Genomic DNA, 15,233 nt, shown 5'->3' with positions numbered 1-15,233 from the left:
GACCGGCCGGGAGAACCCATCGAACCGCCGGACCTGACGTACGGCGGCCCCTCGCCGTTGTCGAATAAACTAAGTGCGCACCGCCGAACCGAGAGATATGGCAACGCAGACGACTCGGACGGACATGGGCATCGGTGTGGCGATGCTGTTTTCGGTGCTCGCGCTCGTCGGGGCGGCGGTGATGCTCGTTGGACCCAATCAGTTGACGCAGGCGTGGGGGTTCGCCGGCGCGATGGTCGCCGCCTCGCTGGCTGTCGTCGCCGTTCAAGTGTACTCTAGCTAACGGCGGTTGTGCCGTCCGACCGAGTAACCGTTAATATCGTCAGACACGTAGGAGGAACGTCGATGACCGAATACACCGACGAGGAACAGCGGATTATCGCCTACCTCCGGGAGAGCGTCACTCGCGGTGAGCGGTACTTCCGGGCAAAGAACATCGCCGAGGCTATCGGCCTCTCGGCGAAGCAGGTCGGGTCGCGCCTTCCACGACTCGCAGAGAAATCCGAAGACGTCGAAATCGAAAAGTGGGGCCGCGCGCGCTCGACGACGTGGCGCGTCACCCGCAGCTAATCCACGGACTTTTGCCCTCTCCTCCCAACGTACGCACATGACTGTCAGGGTTACGCGGACCTTCGAGTTCGACCATCCCCCGGAGTCGGTGTGGGCGTTCATCTCCGACCCCGAGAAGCGGGCGGGCGCGATTAGCGTCGTCGAGGAGTTCGACCTCCACCCGACCGACGAGCGGAAGGCGACGTGGCACGTCGCACTTCCCATCCCGGTCATCCGTTCGACGGTGCCCGTCGAGACCGAGGACGTCACCCGCGAACCGCCCCGGTACGTGAAGTTCGTCGGTCGCTCGCGTGCGCTGCGCGTCACCGGCGAACACACCGTCGAGGAGACCGAAAACGGCGCTCGTCTCGTCAACGAGTTCATCGTCGACGGGAGTCTGCCGGGCGTCGAGAGCTTCTTCAAACGAAATCTGGACCGTGAGCTAGACAACCTCGAAGCCGCGTTGCGCCGCGACCTCTCGAACTCGGAGCGGTAACCATGCGTCTCACGCTCGCCCAACTCGAACAGGATGCCGGGAGCGTCGACACGGCGCTCGACGCCGCCGAATCCGCGGTCGAGGACGCCGCCGCCGACGGCGCGGACCTCGTTGCGCTCCCCGAACTGTTCGCCGTCGGCTACTTCGCGTTCGAGTCGTACGCCCGAGTCGCCGAGGGGTTGGACGGCCCGACGTTCGGCCGTCTGCGCGACATCGCCGCCGACCACGACGTCGGCTTGCTGGCTGGCAGCCACGTCGAAGACCTCGAAGCCAGCGCCGACGCGGGCTACGACGTGCCCGACAACGGAGGACTGGCGAACACGACGACGTTTTTCGACCGCGACGGCTCGCTACAGACGACGTACCGCAAACACCACCTGTTCGGCTACGAGTCCGCCGAGGCGCGACTGCTTACCGCCGGCGAACATCTCGAACCGTTCGAGTTCGACGGGTTCACCGTCGGCACGTGTACCTGCTACGACCTCCGATTCCCCGAACTGACGCGCGAACTCGTCGACGACGGCGTCACGTTGCTTCTGGTCCCGAGTGCGTGGCCGTACCCACGCGTCGAGCACTGGCAGACGCTGACGCGGGCGCGAGCCATCGAGAACCTCTGGTATCTCGGCGCAATAAACGGCGTGGGCGCGTTCGACTCGGCGACGCTTCTCGGTCGCTCGACCGTGTACGACCCGTGGGGTACTGCGCTGGCCAGCGCAGGTGACCGCCCCGCGCACGTTACGGCCGACCTCGACCCCGACGAGGTGACGCGGGTCCGCGAGGAGTTTCCGGCGCTCGCCGACCGTCGGTGACAGTCTCGGTCTCGTCGGAGTTGTCCACGGCCCACGGTACCGTGAGCCCTGCTAGCGGAATCAGTTCATCGTGTCGATGCCTTTATTGAGACGTACTCCTTAGCCGAATTCGCCGAAGATATCGACGCTTTTCTCGTCGACGATTCGGCACAAATCAACCGCCGCACCACGCTGCAGTGAGGGGTCCACTGTGGCCATCGCCGCACCGCTCCCCCCGCCCGGTGGGGGAGCGCTCCCGCCTCGCCTTCTGTCCCGACACTCGATTTCGACTCCAGAGTCCCGACGCTCGACTCAGGAGTACCGAATCTCGACGCGTTCGCCCGTCTCCGCCGCCTCGTACGCCGCCGTCGTCACCCGTACGTCACGCAGTCCTTCCTCGCCGTCCGGCCCGATTTCCTCGCCGGTGAGCACCGCGTGCGCGAAGTAGTCGAACTCCTCGCGTATCTCGCTCGTTCCGGGACCGTCGACGACCGTTCGGACCCGGTTGCGATGGACGGTCACCCGGCGCGGGTCCTCGGTGCCGAACGCCGACCCCGACAGTTCGACGTGGCCTTCCGTGCCGCGAATCGAGAGGTGACTCTTCGTGTATCCCGAAAAGCCGGCGGTGAAGGAGGCGGTGACGCCGTCGGGGAACTCCAGTTGGAACGCGATATGTTCGTCCACGTCGGCGAAGACGCCCTCGCCGCGCATCGTCGCCGTCACCGCCACGGGGTCGGCGTCGACGAGATAACGTGCGGTGTTCAGCGGGTAGACGCCGACGTCCATCAACGCGCCGCCGCCGGCGAGTTCGGCGTCGAGTCGCCACTGGTCGGGACCGCGACTCCCGCCCATCACGTCGAAGGCGAACCCGCCGTCCAGTTGGAGTGTGTCACCGATACCGCCGTCGCGGATGTACTCACGGAGTCGGCGAACGACGGGGTCGAACTGCATCCGGTAGGCGGTCATCAGCGGCACGTCAGCGCTCTCGCAGGCGTCGACGGCGCGTTCGGCACCTTCGACGGTCGCTGCCAGCGGTTTCTCCGAGAGGACGGCTTTGTCGTGTTCGGCGGCAGTCTCGATAGCCTCGGGGTGGAGCGCGTTCGGCGTGACGACGTACACCGCGTCGTAGGCGTCGGTCGCCGCACCGTCGTGGTACTCGTCGTACGTGAGGACGTGGTCGATGTCGTGGTTCTCCGCTGCATCCTCCACTTTCTCCGGAGAACTGGTGACGAGCACCGTCGCCTCGGCGTAGTCGGCGTCGGCGAGTGCGGGGAGGGCGGCTTTGCGCGCGAATCCGCCGACGCCGACGATGGCGAACCGAACGGTGCCGTCGGCACCGCTGTCCCAGTCACGTCGTGCGAACTCGTCGAAGTAGTCGTGAATCTGCATACGTCGCCTACGACGGCCAGCACAAAAGTGATACTCGGACTGTGGGTTCGCGCTCTCTGACTGTCGAGACGAGTGACGGGCGGCGGCGATGAACAGTTCGGGAGCGACAGAAGCGACGCAAGCGGCGGGAGTGGCGAAAGCGACGGAAGCGACGCAAGCGGGTTCAGAAGTCGGCGCGAAGCAGGTTGTACGCCACGAGCAGCCACGCCGTCGCGTACGCGCCGACGAACAGCAAGCCGCCGAAGAGGCCGTTGAGGCCGAAGAAGATGGCCCCCTGCGAGATGGAAGGGCCGGTTCCGGCGAAGGCGACGCCGGCGAGGCGGAGTTCGGGCGCTTTCGCCCATCCGCTCAACAGGAGCGCGATGCCCAGCGGCAGCGACGCCCCGATGAACGCGATGTTGCCGGCGAGGAACGCGTAGGCGGCGTACTGCGCGAACGTCGCCATTCCGACCATCCCGAGAGCGAACTGCGCGCCGGCGCTGACGAGGCTGAGCACCATCCCGCTGCCGGTGCCGAGAACGCCCGCCCACCAGTAGATGCCGCCCGCATCCTCGTGGTAGCGCACGAAGCCGACGAGTGCGACGAGCAGCAGCAGGATGCCCGCGACGAGCGCAACCTGGTCGACGAGGAAGACGGTGTTCTGTACGTCGAAGACGACGTCGCCGCCGGCGGTCACGTCGGTGAGCGCCTGCTGGAGCAAGCCCGCACTGACGAGGAGCGTGCCGAGCAGCGCTGCGACACCCGCGACGCGCCGCGACGTCGGATTCGACCGGCGGTTCTCCCTGTCTGAGATGGTGGTATTGGCCACGGTGTATCAACCGAATCTCTCGGTAGGAACTACTCGAACGTTAGGCTGGAAGCACCATAAATCCGCGACCGATTCGCACTCATCGGGGTTCGTCCGCTTCGAAAGAACGCGGGAAAATTCGGGGACTACGTCGCTACTCGTCGTCTTTCGTCTTGATGTCCGCCGACAGCCCCTGCGCCATCTGGATGTCGTAGGAGTTGTTGAGCGTCCACGCGGTGCGCTCGGTGACGGCTTCGATGATTTCGCGCGCCGACGGGTAGCCGTTGCCGGACTTCTTGACGCCGCCGAACGGCAGGTGGACCTCCGCGCCGATGCACGGGAGGTTGCCGTAGGCGAGGCCGACTTCCGCGTGGTCGCGGAAGTAGTTGATTTGACGGTAGTCCTCGGAGATGATGGCTCCCGCGAGGCCGTACTCGGTGTCGTTCTGGAGGTCGACGGCCTCCTCGATGTCGCCGTCGTACTTCAGGAGTGCGACGTGCGGGCCGAACACTTCCTCGTGGGTGCAGCGCAGGTCGTCGTAGGGGTCCGCCTCGTAGACGAACGGACCGACCCAGTTGCCGTCTTCGTGACCGTCGGGAATCTCGCTGTCGTCGAGTTCCGTACGGTCGACGAGCACGTTCACGTCCTCTTCTTTTGCGAGTTCGTTGTAGTTCGAGACTTTCTCTTTGTGTTCTGGCTCGATGAGCGGGCCCATGAACGTGTCCTCGCTCAGCGGGTCGCCGACGGCGACGTCTTCGGCGATGTCGACGAAGCGCTCTTTGAACTCGTCGTACACGTCGGCGTGGACGACGAGACGCTCCGAGGAGACACAGCGCTGGCCGGTCGTCTTGAACGACGACATGACCGCGGAGTGGACGGCGGTGTCCATGTCCGCGTTCTCGGTGATGACGATGTTGTTCTTGCCACCCATCTCGGCGGCGACGAGTTTGCCGGGTTCGCCGCCGACCTTCGAGGCGATTTCGTGGCCGACTTCGGCGCTGCCGGTGAAGAGAACGGTGTCGACGCGCGGGTCGTCGACGACGGCCGCGCCGGCGTCGCCGAAGCCTTGGACCATGTTGAACACGCCGTCCGGAATTCCGGCGTCCTCGAACATCTCGGCGATGATTTGGCCGCACCACGGCGTCTGCTCGGCGGGTTTCCAGACGACCGTGTTCCCCTCGACGAGTGCGACGGCCATGTGCCAGAACGGAATGGCGACGGGGAAGTTCCACGGGGTGATACAGCCGATGACGCCGCGCGGCTTGCGGCGCATGTAGGCGTCCTTGCTCGGAATCTCGGATGGAACCACGTCGCCTTTCGGGTGGCGGGCGTCGCCGGCGGCCCACTCGACCATGTGGTACGCCTCGATGACGTCGGCTTTGCCCTCGGAAATCTCCTTGCCACACTCCTTTGTGACGATTTCTGCGAGTTCGTCGGTGCGCTCACGCAGTTCGTGGTAGATGTCCCAGAGATACTCCGCGCGGTCGATGTGCGAGAGACTGCGCCACTCGTCGAACGCCTCCTCGGCCTCCGCGAGTGCGCGGTCCACGTCCGCTTCAGTGCCGCGTTGGAACTCACCGAGCGTCTCGCCCGTCGCCGGGTTCGTGCTCTCGAACGTCTCCTCTCCCTCACCGGAGGTCCACTCGCCGGCGATGTAGTGCTGGTAAACGTCGCCCGTCTGTTGGCTCATACTGTGACAAAATTTGCGAAGGGATAGCTTAAAAAGACACCCGGTCACGGAACGGTTCGCCGGGTCGGTCCCGACCCGCGGCGTGACCGTCCGGTCGCCCAACTGGTTGGTGACAGAACAGGCAGAGCCGTCATACGTCTGGACCACAACTGTGGGGATATGGACGACCACTCCATCGAAGACGCGCCGGAGTCGCTGGACGAACCCGCGCTGAAACGCATCCGGGCCGTCGCCACGTTCCTCGACGAGTCAGTCGAGATTCCCGGTGTCGGCTACAAAATCGGTGCGGACCCGATTCTGGGCGCGCTTCCGGTGGCCGGTGACCTCGTCTCGGCGGGGATGTCGATGTACATCGTCGCGGAGGCGGCGAACCTCGGCGTTCCGCTGAACAAACTCCTTCGGATGATAGCGAACGTCACCGTCGACACCGTCGTCGGCGCGGTTCCCGTCCTCGGGACGCTGTTCGACGCTATCTGGAAAGCCAACGTCAAGAACGTCGAGATGGTCGAAGACCACCTCGAATCGATGGCCGGCGACGACGACGAGTTCGAGAGCGACCCGGTCAAAATCGAAATCGACGAGGAGTAATCGGTAGCTTCGCCGGGCCAGAGGCAACCGACGACGCCGACGTCGACGCGACGTCGGCCGCAGACTCACGTCGCGTGTTTTTCGATTTCGCCTTTGACCGCCGCGGCGTCGAAGTCGTGGTCCGGGCGGATGTTGACGAAGTCGAGGAATTCGAGCGCCGCGAGTACGTCGGCCATCGAGTACGCCGAGAGCGCCGCCTCGACGGTGGCTGGCGCGCCGATGAGTGGTTCTAACGCCGCGAGTCCGCAGGCGATGTCGTACGAGCGAGCGTCCTCTCGTCCGCCTTTGCGGACGCTCGTCGCGTCGATGAAGTACAGTTCACCGTCGAGGATGAGTACGTTTTCACCCCGTAAATCGCCGTGAGCCAGACCGTTGTCGTGTAGCGTCTTCAGCGCCGCAAACAGGTCGGGTGCGAGTGCAGCCTCACGTTCACGGTCCAACTGGTCGAGCGACCGAAACTCGGGGAGGTATTCGAGGACGACGACGCCGAAGCCGTCGATTTCGAGCGCCTCCACGGGTTCGGGGGCGTTGAGTCCGATTTCGCGCATCTTCTTCGTCGCCTCCAACTCGTGTTCGGCCATCTGATACGGCGTGCCGAAATGTTCGAAGAAGCCTTCGGTGCCGCTCGAAAACGCGCCGAGGTTTCGGCCCGTGGTGAAGATAGCGTGAACCAGCGAGTTCTGTCGGCTGATGACCTTGACGAACCACTCGTCGTCGAGGACGAACGGCGTCGACAGCCAGTTGTCCGCGTCGAGAAATCGGACGTGGACCTCCTCTCGGCCGAGTCGCTCCGCGAGCGCGTAGGCGACTCCCTCGAGACGGTCCCAGTCGATTCGGCCGCGGACCAGACGGCGGAGTTCCATCGGCGTGTGAAACGGGGGCAACTGCAATAAGTGACGCCCCGAACGTCGTGACACGACAGCGACACCGACTGACACTGTGTTCTCTGCAATTCCTCACGGTCGTTCGCTGACTTTATCACTCGTCTCCCCGCAGTCGTCGGTATGGACTTCGAACTCTCTGCGGAACACCGGATGATTCGAGACAGCGTCCGCGAGTTCTGCGAGGAGGAAATCGCCCCCATCGCCCAGGAGGTCGAAAACGAACACCGGTTCCCCGCCGAAGTGTTCGAGGAACTCGGCGAACTCGACATGATGGGCGTCCCCATCTCCGAGGAGTACGGCGGTCTCGGCGGCGACCAGTTGATGTACGCGCTGGTCACCGAGGAACTCGGCCGCGTCTCCGGCGGCATCGGCCTGTCGTACGCCGCGCACGTCTCGCTCGGGTCGAAGCCCATCGAGATGTTCGGCACCGACGAACAGAAAGAACGCTGGCTGACGCCGCTCGCCTCGGGCGAGGAGATGGCGGCGTGGGCGCTCACCGAACCCGGCAGCGGCAGCGACGCCAGCGACATGGACACGATAGCCGAGAAAGACGGCGACGAGTACGTTCTCAACGGCACGAAGCAGTTCATCACGAACGCGAGCGTCGCCGGAAGCGTCCTCGTGAAAGCCGTCACCGAACCCGGCGAGGGCTACGACGGCATCTCGACGTTCATCGTCGACCCCGAGGAGGACGACGGCTTCGAGGTCACCACCGTCTGGGACAAGATGGGCCTCAACTGCTCGCCGACGTGTGAAATCTCGCTCGACGACGTGCGCATCCCCGAAGAGCGCCTGCTCGGCGAGGAAGGCGAAGGCTGGAAGCAAACCATGAAAACGCTCGACGGCGGGCGCATCTCCATCGCCGCGCTCTCGACGGGCCTCGCACAGGGCGCGTACGAGGCGGCGAAACAGTACTCCGGTGAGCGCGAACAGTTCGGCCAGCCGATTTCGAAGTTCGACGCCATCCGCGACAAAGTCGTCGACATGTACCGCAAAACCGAGCGCGCACGCCTCCTGACGCACAAGGCGGCCGTTCGCTACGACGCGGGCGAACGCGTCAGCACGGAGTCGGCGCTGGCGAAACTCGACGCCAGTGAGGCCGCCCGCGAAGTCGCCGAAGACGCCGTGCAGGTGCTCGGCGGCTACGGCTACACCGAGGATTTCTCCCCGCAACGGTTCTACCGCGACGCGAAACTGATGGAAATTGGCGAAGGAACCAGCGAGATTCAGCATCTCGTCCTCGGGCGGCAACTCGGCCTCTGAGCGGATTCGACTGTCGTATCAGTGCATTTTATAGTATCTTTCCTCGTCAGGTAGTCGAAGCTGAAGTCGGCGGCTTCGGATGACCTATCGATGAGCACACTCACCGCCCCAACCGTTCTCGTTGCGCTCGCACTCCTCGGAGCGGGAATCACTGTCGTTGCCGTCGCCTTGTTACGGCGCGACGGTTACGTACGGTGGCTCCGGTCCCGTCTCGACGACGTCGTCCCCGGGGCGCGCGCACACCTGTTCGAGCGACTCGACGAGGGCATCGTCGTCCTCGATTCGGACCAGTGTGTCGTCGAGATGAACCCCGCCGCCTGTACCGCGTTCGGGTTCGAGAGCGTGCCTGTCGGGGCGGCAGCGACGGACGTAGTTCCCGACGCACCGACGGTGCTCTCGTTGCTCGACGGCGAAAGCGCCCGCACCGAACTCGTCGTCGACGAGGGGGACGGCCACGTCATCTTCGACGTGTCTGCGACGGCCGACGGTCCACGGGGCAGTTCGGTGCTCGTGTTCCGCGACATCACCGAGCGTCGACACGCCGAGCGACAGTTTCGCGCGCTCATCGAGAACTCCCACGACATCATCGTCGTCCTCGACGCGGCGGCGAACTTCGAGTACGTCAGTCCGTCGATGGGGACGGTGATGGGCCACGACCCCGACGAACACGTCGGGGAACATCCGTTCGACTACATCCACCCCGACGACCGCGAGAAGGCGATGGGTGTACTCCAGCGAGCGATGGTCTCGGGAGAACCCGAACGGACCGAGTATCGGTATCGCCACGCCGACGGGTCGTGGCGGACGTTCGAGGCCGTCGGGGTCAGTCTGCTCGACGACCCGGCGGTGGAGGGTATCATCATCAGCGCGCGCGACGTAACCGAACGCCGCCAGTACGAACAGCGACTCCACGTGCTCAACCGCGTGCTTCGCCACGACCTGCGAAACGACATGAACGTCGTCCTCGGCTACGCCGACTTGGTACAGGCCGACGCGGTGTCCCCGGCGGTCGACGAGCACGCGGAAGTCATCCGTAACCGTGCCGTCTCGCTGGCCGAACTCGCCGACCGAACTCGCTTCGTCGACCGAACACTCGACCGAACGCCCGACACAGTCGGGAGCGTCGAGGTAGCGACGTTGGTCGACGACGCACTGGAGAACGCTCGCCGGACGTTCCCCGGAGCGAGGTTTTCCGGGTCGGTCTCGCAGTCACAGTCACACCGAGTCCACGGCGACGACCGAATCCGCGTCGCACTCGACCAACTGCTCGAAAACGCGGTCGAACACCACGACCGGCCGTCTCCCGTCGTCGACGTCACCGCCGGGACAATCGTCGACGACGGGAGGCAGTTCGTCGACCTCTCGGTCAGAGACGACGGTCCCGGTATCTCCACCGAGGAGCGCGAGGTGCTCGAATCCGGCGTCGAGACGCCGCTGGCACACGGGAGCGGCATCGGTCTCTGGTTGGTGAAGTGGATTCTCGAAGAGGTCGACGGCGAACTCCGTTTTGCGGACAGCGAAGGTCGAGGCAGTGTCGTCACGCTTCGACTCCGTTCGGTGACAGCGGCGGAGTGAACCCCGCCGCAGTCTTCGGGTTTCGGAACCGCTACCTTCGATAGCCGTGTCGCAACCGACGAGGTCTACTGCTCTCCAGTTCAGTTTCGGTTTCGGCTTCATCAGACTGTTTGGCCTGTTGTTCGCCGCGGTTGCGCTGCTGTTCGTCTTCAAACCTCGCGCGATGACGCAGAATCGGATTCGAACCAACGACGGAACGTCGGCGACGATAGAACCGACCGACACACAACTGCTGGCGGTACGCATCGTGGCCGGGTTCATGGCGCTTTTCGGTCTCCACTTCACGTTCGGGTTCGGCTTCGACCCGAGTTTCTGACTCGCGCCGGCCTCACACCACTCGGTTCAGTTCGTCTTCGAGCAGTCCGTAGTGGAGCAAATCCCGATACTCGCCGCCGACGTACGCCTCCTCGCGGTGGGTGCCTTCCAACGTGAACCCCGCTTTCTCCAGCACACGTTGCGAACCGACGTTGTGGTCGTACGCTTCGGCGACGACTTTGTGCAGTCGGCGCTCTTCGAACGCGTAGCGCGAGACGGTCCGGACGGCGTCGGTGCAGTAGCCGTTACCCCACGCCTCCGGCGACACCATGTAGCCGAGTTCGGCGGTTCCCCACGTCTCGTTCGGGTGCATCCCGACGAGTCCGACCGGGTCGCCGTCGTCGCAGACGAGAAACTGGTCGTCGGTGTCGTCGCCGATGGATTCGACCCACTCCAGTTCCTGTTTGCGGTTCTTCGGTCGGTGGCTACCCAGCATCGACCACACCTCGGGGTCGTTGACGAGTTGCTGGACGAACTCGACGTCCGCCTTCTCGACGGGTCGGAGTTCGACGCGCGCTCCGCGGAGGAACACCGGTCCGGGCATAGGTGACGCTCTCGGCGGGTGCTACTGAATCGTTCGGTGGTGTGGGGGTCGTTCACACTAACTACGGTCTGACGAGAACCATCGGGTCGTCGTCGAAGTCGGTGTTTCCGTCTCCCGAGTCCACGTCGACGCGCAGTTGGTCGGCGTGAACCGCTCGCAGCGCCGCCAGTTCCTCCTCGGAGAGCGAGAGCGCCGACGCGAACTCCGGCCAGACGTGTGCGGGCACCGAGAGCAGATACCGGTCCTCGCGTCGCTCGACGACGGGGTTCTCCGTGAAGGCGTTGCGCCACTCGTAGACGATGTCGTCGACGCCGGGCAACTCGCGCACCGACTGTTGGTGGCGTTCGACCAGCGTCGCAAGCGCTTCGGCGGTCGTTCCGTGGTCGGCGGCGACGCGCGAGACGATGTCGGCGTCGAATCCGACGAGTGGATGCCGCGTCATCGTTCGAAGCAGGGCAGAGACGAGCGAAAAGCTTCGGATTCGGGGAACCACCTAAACGGCTCGCGCCCCGAGGAACGCCATGGACGCCCGGACCGGTTTTGTGACGCAGATGAACATGGACCTCGATGCGGCTATCGAGGCGGCCGCCGAGTACGACTTCGACTACGTCGAGGTGATGATGGACGGCGACGCCGAGCGCCGCCGTCTCGACGACCGGGCCGACGAGATTCGGTCGGCGCTCGACGAACGCGGTCTCGGGTTGCAGGTCCACTTGCCGTTCGGCGGCATCGACCTCGGGTCGCCGTTCGAACACGTCCGGGCGGGGTCGGTCGCCGAACAGAAAGCCGCTATCGACACCGCTGCGGCGCTCGGGGCCGAAAAGGGCGTCCTCCACCCGACGACCGGCGCGTGGTCACCGGCGTGGGACCGAACGTCCCTTCGGAACAACGTTCTCGAATCGGTCCGCGAACTCGTCGCACACGCCGCCGAACACGAGTTCGAGGTCTGTGCGGAGAACATTCCGCGGAGCGTCTTTCGTACCCACGAGTTCCCCCAGTTGCTCGCCGAGACGAAGGCGTCGATGACACTCGACACCGGCCACGCCCGGATGGACGGCCGCGACACCGGCGGCATCGCGTCGTTCGTCGAAGAACACAGCAGTCGTATCAGCCACGTCCACCTCAACGACACGCGACAGGCGTCGGACGAGCATCTCCCGTTCGGTGCGGGGAATCTCGGCTTCGAACGAATCTTCGGTGCGTTCCCCGCCGACTGGACGGGGACGCTCTCGCTGGAGGTGTTCACCTTCGGCTACGACTACATCGAGACGAGCAAGCGACATCTCGACGAACTGCTCGCCGACTACTGAACTCGACCGGCCCGGGCCGTCGAACGCCGCAGCGCGCACCCTCATCGCCGATGCACCGAGCACCAACTCACCGACCTATCGAGTGCCAACTCACCGAAATACCGAGCGCCGACTCACGAATCGCCCGGATTCATGGCGACGGCTCGCGTACCGTCGACTATGACACGTATTCTCGTCGCCGGCGAGACGCTCATCGATTTCATTCCCGACGCCTCCGGCAGTCTCGCGTCGGTGGAGTCGTTCTCGCGGCGACCCGGCGGTGCGCCCGCAAACGTCGCCGTCGCACTCTCGCATCTCGACGCACCCGTCTCTTTTTGGACGCGACTCGGCACCGACCCGTTCGGCGACTTCCTCGCCGATTTCCTCGCCGACCACGGCCTCACCGGCGAGTACGTCGAACGCGACCCGAACGGGAAGACGACGCTCGCGTTCGTCAGTTTGGGCGAGGACGCCGACCGGGAGTTCAGTTTCTATCGTGACGCCGCCGCCGACGCTCGACTCGAACCCGGCACCGTCGACGACGACGCGCTCTCGGAGTTCGGCTGGCTCCACGCGGACGTCCTCTCGCTCGACACCGACCCGTCGCGGACGGCAGTTCTCGACCTGCTCGAACGCGCCGCGGAGACCGACACGACCGTCTCGTTCGACCCGAACGCGCGGCCGGAACGCTGGACGGAGTTCTCCTACCGCGAGTCGGTGCAGGAGGGGTTCGCGCTCGCCGACGTGGTGAAAGCGACGCCGGAAGACCTCGAAGAAGCCGGACTCACCGGCGATGCGGCAGAGTTGGCCCGCGAAATCTGTACGTTCGGCCCGCACACCGCGGTCATCACGCTCGGCGACGCCGGGGCGTACGCGTACGCGACTCCCGACGCGCCGTGGACAGACGGTGAGGAACTGGAGGCGACCCACGGGGGCTACCGCGTCGAACCGGTGGACACGACCGGCGCGGGAGACGCGTTCACAGCGGGAGTCATCGCGGCTCTATCGGAGGGTGAGTCGCTCTCGGAGGCGCTCGCGTTTGCGAACGCCGTCGCCGCCGTGACGACTACCGAACCCGGCGCGATGACGGCGCTGCCAAGTCGGGAATCGGTCACCGCGTTCAGCGAAGACCACGCCGAACACTGAGCCAGCACGCCGGTGGAGACTGAAGTCGGCGCTCGGGGTCGTGGTGCGAATCGGCGTCAAGAGACGTGAACGGCCGCGACACCGACGAGGACGAGCACTCCCGCCGCACCGCCGGCGGCGTACCCGGTCGCCTACCCGTAGAGCCAGCGGTCGGAAATCACGTGCGAGACAGTCCACTGAGCGAGTCTGTGTTTTTGGTGAGCAGTCGCCGCGTCGAGAACCGACGCCGAACGGTGTTTCGTTCCGAGCGATACGACCAAATCGGACCGCATAAGTACCGAACGCGGGTTCGTTTGGACCAATGGTCGGGGTACCATGACGGGTAAACGGACCGAATCTGACTTCGTCGAATACGGCATCGACGACAAACCACCGCTGAGCGAGTCGCTGTTGCTCGGGTTGCAGCACTACCTGACGATGGTCGGCGCGAACATCGCCGTCCCACTGATTCTCGCGGCGGCACTCGGGATTCCCGACGGACTGATTCCGCGGTTCGTCGGGACGTTCTTCGTCGTCTCGGGCATCGCCACGCTGGCACAGACGACGTTCGGCAACCGCTACCCCATCGTGCAGGGAGCGCCGTTTTCGATGCTCGCGCCTGCGCTTGCGGTTATCGCCGTCGCACAGACGGGGAACCCGCCGGGGGCGGACTGGCAGTACGCGCTCTTGCAGTTGCAGGGCGCAATCATCGCCGCCTCGCTGGCCGAAATCGTCGTCGGCTATCTCGGCTTGTTCGGCCGTCTTCGGCGCTTCGTCTCGCCGGTGGTCATCGCACCCACTATCGCGCTCATCGGCCTCTCGCTTTTCAACACGCCGCAGATTACCGCGGTTACGAACGACTGGTGGCTGTTGGGACTGACGCTCGGTCTCATCGTCCTCTTCTCGCAGTATCTCGACACCTCCGCTCGAATCTTCAAGCTCTTCCCGGTGCTTCTCGGCGTCGTCACCGCGTACGCTCTCGCCGCCGGGTTGAGCGTCGCCGGTGTCTACCAGGCCGGGATGCCCGGCTACGTTCCGCTGGGTGAGGTGCTCGCCGCACCCGCGTTCATGCCGATTCATCCCTTCCAGTGGGGGATGGCCGGCGGTGCGAACACCGTCTCGGTCGGCGTCCCGGTCGTCGGGTCGCTCGTCTTCGGCATCCCACAACTGACTCTCTCGTTCGTCGTCGGGATGCTCGCCGGCGTCGCCGCGTCGATGATAGAGAGTTTCGGCGACTACCACGCCGTCGCCCGTCTCTCGGGTCTCGGCGCGCCGAGCGAGAAACGAATCAACCACGGTATCGGCATGGAGGGTATCATGAACGTCTTCGCCGGTATGATGGGTGCGGGTGGCTCCACGTCGTACTCCGAGAACATCGGCGCTATCGGCATCACGGGTGTCGCCTCCCGGTACGTGGTGCAGGTCGGCGCGGCGATGATGCTCGTCGTCGGGTTCGTCGGCTACTTCGGGCAACTCATCGCCACGATTCCGGACCCCATCGTCGGCGGCCTGTTCTTGGCGATGTTCGGCCAAATCGTCGCTGTCGGCCTCTCGAATCTCGAATACGTCGACCTCGACTCCTCGCGTAACGTGTTCATCGTCGGCTTCGCGCTCTTCGCCGGACTGGCGATTCCGGCGTACATGGGCAACGTCGCGGCCGCGAACCCGGACCTCAGCGGAGCGGCGGCGTTCCGCCAGGGACTGCAGAACGTCGCACTCCTTGGTCCGATACTCGGGACGAAACTCGTCGGCGACGTGCTCTACGTCGTCGGCAGCACCGGCATGGCCGTCGGCGGCCTCATCGCGTTCGTTCTCGACAACACCATCGAAGGGACCCGTGCCGAACGCGGCTTGGAGACGTGGGAGGAAGCGGCCGAGTCCGACGAGGAGTTCGCCTCCGCCTACGACCGGTTCGTGCGCAACGACGACAGACCGTCGAAAGCGGACTGAG

Annotated in this window: 17 protein-coding genes; 11 read left to right on the top strand and 6 right to left on the bottom strand. The window is 64.9% G+C overall.

The genetic code is table 11. From position 1 onward, the window contains the following. Positions 1–97: 97 nt before the first annotated feature. The 4 genes from AUR64_RS09455 to AUR64_RS09440 all read left to right on the top strand — a co-directional run bounded on the left by AUR64_RS09455 (position 98) and on the right by AUR64_RS09440 (position 1,854). Positions 98–283 (top strand): DUF7525 family protein, encoded by a 186-nt coding sequence (locus tag AUR64_RS09455; RefSeq protein ID WP_058581880.1) that lies wholly within the window; start codon positions 98–100, stop codon positions 281–283. Between the two features lie 62 nt (positions 284–345). Next, positions 346–570 carry a DUF7123 family protein gene (locus AUR64_RS09450; protein WP_058581661.1) on the top strand — a complete coding sequence of 75 codons (225 nt, stop codon included), beginning with the start codon at positions 346–348 and terminating at the stop codon, positions 568–570. Between the two features lie 37 nt (positions 571–607). Next, positions 608–1,045, top strand: coding sequence for a CoxG family protein (locus AUR64_RS09445; RefSeq protein ID WP_058581660.1), 438 nt, complete (start codon positions 608–610; stop codon positions 1,043–1,045). Between the two features lie 2 nt (positions 1,046–1,047). Further along, positions 1,048–1,854: a carbon-nitrogen family hydrolase gene (locus AUR64_RS09440; protein ID WP_058581659.1), complete on the top strand. Its 807-nt coding sequence runs from the start codon at positions 1,048–1,050 to the stop codon at positions 1,852–1,854. 291 nt (positions 1,855–2,145) lie between these two features. Here AUR64_RS09440 and gfo6 read toward each other — a convergent pair whose 3' ends face one another. The 3 genes from gfo6 to AUR64_RS09425 all read right to left on the bottom strand — a co-directional run bounded on the left by gfo6 (position 2,146) and on the right by AUR64_RS09425 (position 5,699). Further along, positions 2,146–3,222 carry a D-xylose 1-dehydrogenase Gfo6 gene (gfo6, locus tag AUR64_RS09435; protein ID WP_058581658.1) on the bottom strand — a complete coding sequence of 359 codons (1,077 nt, stop codon included), beginning with the start codon at positions 3,220–3,222 and terminating at the stop codon, positions 2,146–2,148. A 163-nt stretch (positions 3,223–3,385) separates the two neighbouring features. Beyond that, positions 3,386–4,030: a hypothetical protein gene (locus AUR64_RS09430; RefSeq protein ID WP_058581657.1), complete on the bottom strand. Its 645-nt coding sequence runs from the start codon at positions 4,028–4,030 to the stop codon at positions 3,386–3,388. Positions 4,031–4,163: 133 nt separating this feature from the next. Further along, complete coding sequence (locus AUR64_RS09425; RefSeq protein ID WP_058581656.1) at positions 4,164–5,699, bottom strand: aldehyde dehydrogenase family protein; 1,536 nt, start codon at positions 5,697–5,699, stop codon at positions 4,164–4,166. Between the two features lie 159 nt (positions 5,700–5,858). Between AUR64_RS09425 and AUR64_RS09420 the strand changes: the two genes are divergently transcribed. Continuing rightward, complete coding sequence (locus AUR64_RS09420) at positions 5,859–6,287, top strand: DUF4112 domain-containing protein (RefSeq protein WP_058581655.1); 429 nt, start codon at positions 5,859–5,861, stop codon at positions 6,285–6,287. A gap of 65 nt (positions 6,288–6,352) precedes the next feature. Here AUR64_RS09420 and AUR64_RS09415 read toward each other — a convergent pair whose 3' ends face one another. After that, positions 6,353–7,150, bottom strand: a complete 798-nt coding sequence (locus AUR64_RS09415; protein ID WP_058581654.1) for an RIO1 family regulatory kinase/ATPase domain-containing protein — start codon at positions 7,148–7,150, stop codon at positions 6,353–6,355. A 141-nt stretch (positions 7,151–7,291) separates the two neighbouring features. Between AUR64_RS09415 and AUR64_RS09410 the strand changes: the two genes are divergently transcribed. The 3 genes from AUR64_RS09410 to AUR64_RS09400 all read left to right on the top strand — a co-directional run bounded on the left by AUR64_RS09410 (position 7,292) and on the right by AUR64_RS09400 (position 10,325). After that, the gene (locus tag AUR64_RS09410) at positions 7,292–8,434 is read left to right on the top strand and encodes an acyl-CoA dehydrogenase family protein (protein WP_058581653.1); all 1,143 of its coding nucleotides are present in this window, start codon (positions 7,292–7,294) and stop codon (positions 8,432–8,434) included. A 90-nt stretch (positions 8,435–8,524) separates the two neighbouring features. After that, positions 8,525–10,009, top strand: coding sequence for a sensor histidine kinase (locus AUR64_RS09405; RefSeq protein WP_058581652.1), 1,485 nt, complete (start codon positions 8,525–8,527; stop codon positions 10,007–10,009). A gap of 46 nt (positions 10,010–10,055) precedes the next feature. Beyond that, positions 10,056–10,325 carry a hypothetical protein gene (locus tag AUR64_RS09400; RefSeq protein WP_058581651.1) on the top strand — a complete coding sequence of 90 codons (270 nt, stop codon included), beginning with the start codon at positions 10,056–10,058 and terminating at the stop codon, positions 10,323–10,325. A gap of 12 nt (positions 10,326–10,337) precedes the next feature. Here AUR64_RS09400 and AUR64_RS09395 read toward each other — a convergent pair whose 3' ends face one another. Next, entirely contained in the window at positions 10,338–10,868 is a 531-nt protein-coding gene (locus AUR64_RS09395; RefSeq protein ID WP_058581650.1) for a GNAT family N-acetyltransferase, read from the bottom strand. 61 nt (positions 10,869–10,929) lie between these two features. Next, positions 10,930–11,310, bottom strand: a complete 381-nt coding sequence (locus tag AUR64_RS09390) for a hypothetical protein (protein WP_058581649.1) — start codon at positions 11,308–11,310, stop codon at positions 10,930–10,932. Positions 11,311–11,389: 79 nt separating this feature from the next. On the opposite strand from AUR64_RS09390, the gene AUR64_RS09385 reads away from it, so the two are divergent. The 3 genes from AUR64_RS09385 to AUR64_RS09375 all read left to right on the top strand — a co-directional run bounded on the left by AUR64_RS09385 (position 11,390) and on the right by AUR64_RS09375 (position 15,232). Beyond that, positions 11,390–12,178: a sugar phosphate isomerase/epimerase family protein gene (locus tag AUR64_RS09385; RefSeq protein WP_058581648.1), complete on the top strand. Its 789-nt coding sequence runs from the start codon at positions 11,390–11,392 to the stop codon at positions 12,176–12,178. Between the two features lie 159 nt (positions 12,179–12,337). Beyond that, on the top strand, positions 12,338–13,303 hold the full coding sequence (locus tag AUR64_RS09380; RefSeq protein ID WP_058581647.1) for a carbohydrate kinase family protein: 966 nt from the start codon (positions 12,338–12,340) through the stop codon (positions 13,301–13,303). Between the two features lie 315 nt (positions 13,304–13,618). Then, positions 13,619–15,232: a uracil-xanthine permease family protein gene (locus tag AUR64_RS09375; protein WP_058581646.1), complete on the top strand. Its 1,614-nt coding sequence runs from the start codon at positions 13,619–13,621 to the stop codon at positions 15,230–15,232. Position 15,233: the final 1 nt, after the last annotated feature.

It is taken from the genome of Haloprofundus marisrubri (assembly GCF_001469955.1).
GTDB classification, from domain to species: Archaea; Halobacteriota; Halobacteria; order Halobacteriales; family Haloferacaceae; genus Haloprofundus; species Haloprofundus marisrubri.
Note: the sequence above shows the minus strand (reverse complement) of the source record. Positions and strands in the feature narration are given on the sequence as shown.

Excerpts from the sequence above, each read along its gene's own strand:
- AUR64_RS09455 (WP_058581880.1), top strand. The coding sequence starts at position 98 with ATGGCAACGCAGACGACTCGGACGGACATGGGCATCGGTGTGGCGATG.
- AUR64_RS09450 (WP_058581661.1), top strand. The coding sequence starts at position 346 with ATGACCGAATACACCGACGAGGAACAGCGGATTATCGCCTACCTCCGG.
- AUR64_RS09445 (WP_058581660.1), top strand. The coding sequence starts at position 608 with ATGACTGTCAGGGTTACGCGGACCTTCGAGTTCGACCATCCCCCGGAG.
- AUR64_RS09440 (WP_058581659.1), top strand. The coding sequence starts at position 1,048 with ATGCGTCTCACGCTCGCCCAACTCGAACAGGATGCCGGGAGCGTCGAC.
- gfo6 (WP_058581658.1), bottom strand. The coding sequence starts at position 3,222 with ATGCAGATTCACGACTACTTCGACGAGTTCGCACGACGTGACTGGGAC.
- AUR64_RS09425 (WP_058581656.1), bottom strand. The coding sequence starts at position 5,699 with ATGAGCCAACAGACGGGCGACGTTTACCAGCACTACATCGCCGGCGAG.
- AUR64_RS09420 (WP_058581655.1), top strand. The coding sequence starts at position 5,859 with ATGGACGACCACTCCATCGAAGACGCGCCGGAGTCGCTGGACGAACCC.
- AUR64_RS09415 (WP_058581654.1), bottom strand. The coding sequence starts at position 7,150 with ATGGAACTCCGCCGTCTGGTCCGCGGCCGAATCGACTGGGACCGTCTC.
- AUR64_RS09410 (WP_058581653.1), top strand. The coding sequence starts at position 7,292 with ATGGACTTCGAACTCTCTGCGGAACACCGGATGATTCGAGACAGCGTC.
- AUR64_RS09405 (WP_058581652.1), top strand. The coding sequence starts at position 8,525 with ATGAGCACACTCACCGCCCCAACCGTTCTCGTTGCGCTCGCACTCCTC.
- AUR64_RS09395 (WP_058581650.1), bottom strand. The coding sequence starts at position 10,868 with ATGCCCGGACCGGTGTTCCTCCGCGGAGCGCGCGTCGAACTCCGACCC.
- AUR64_RS09390 (WP_058581649.1), bottom strand. The coding sequence starts at position 11,310 with ATGACGCGGCATCCACTCGTCGGATTCGACGCCGACATCGTCTCGCGC.
- AUR64_RS09385 (WP_058581648.1), top strand. The coding sequence starts at position 11,390 with ATGGACGCCCGGACCGGTTTTGTGACGCAGATGAACATGGACCTCGAT.
- AUR64_RS09380 (WP_058581647.1), top strand. The coding sequence starts at position 12,338 with ATGACACGTATTCTCGTCGCCGGCGAGACGCTCATCGATTTCATTCCC.
- AUR64_RS09375 (WP_058581646.1), top strand. The coding sequence starts at position 13,619 with ATGACGGGTAAACGGACCGAATCTGACTTCGTCGAATACGGCATCGAC.